This window comes from Pseudomonas sp. SDO524_S393, assembly GCF_054071875.1.
This window is the reverse complement of the sequence record NZ_JBSVVZ010000161.1, coordinates 1-586: the sequence shown is the minus strand read 5'-3', so window position 1 is coordinate 586 and position 586 is coordinate 1. Positions and strand designations below refer to the sequence as shown.

The window sequence follows — 586 nt, the reverse complement described above, 5'->3', positions numbered from 1 at the left end:
ACCCAATCGTGTTCCAGCAAACGCGCTTCGATTTCGCCCAGCTCGATACGCAGGCCGCGCAGTTTCACTTGATGGTCGATACGCCCGGCGTATTCGATCACGCCGTCTTCGCGGAAACGCGCCAAATCACCAGTGCGATACAGGCGTTCGCCTTGAACGAACGGATGGGCGATAAAACGTTCGGCGGTCAGGGACGGACGACGGTGATAACCGCGCGCCAGGCCAACACCGCCCAAATACAGTTCGCCCAGCACGCCAACCGGCACCGGTTCGAAATTGCTATCCAGGATGTAGCAACCCAGGTTGGCAATCGGGCGACCGATCGGCACCGCGTCGCGGCCTTCATCGACACAGGTCCAGTGGGTCACGTCGATGGCCGCTTCGGTCGGACCATACAGGTTGTAGAGCCCGGCCTGGGGCAGCTTGGCGAACACCTGTTGTTGGGCGTCCGCCGGCAAGGCTTCACCGCTGCACACGATGCGTTGCAGGGTTTGGCAGGTGGAAACATGGGCGTCCTGCAAGAACGCTTGCAGCATCGACGGCACGAAATGCAGCGTGGTGATCTGTTCGGCATTGATCAAACTGA

1 protein-coding gene is annotated in these 586 nt (G+C 60.4%); it reads right to left on the bottom strand.

Annotated elements, in window-relative coordinates:
- A partial coding sequence (locus tag ACW9IB_RS29480; protein WP_457416845.1) for an AMP-binding protein occupies window positions 1-586 on the bottom strand: 586 nt, incomplete at both ends.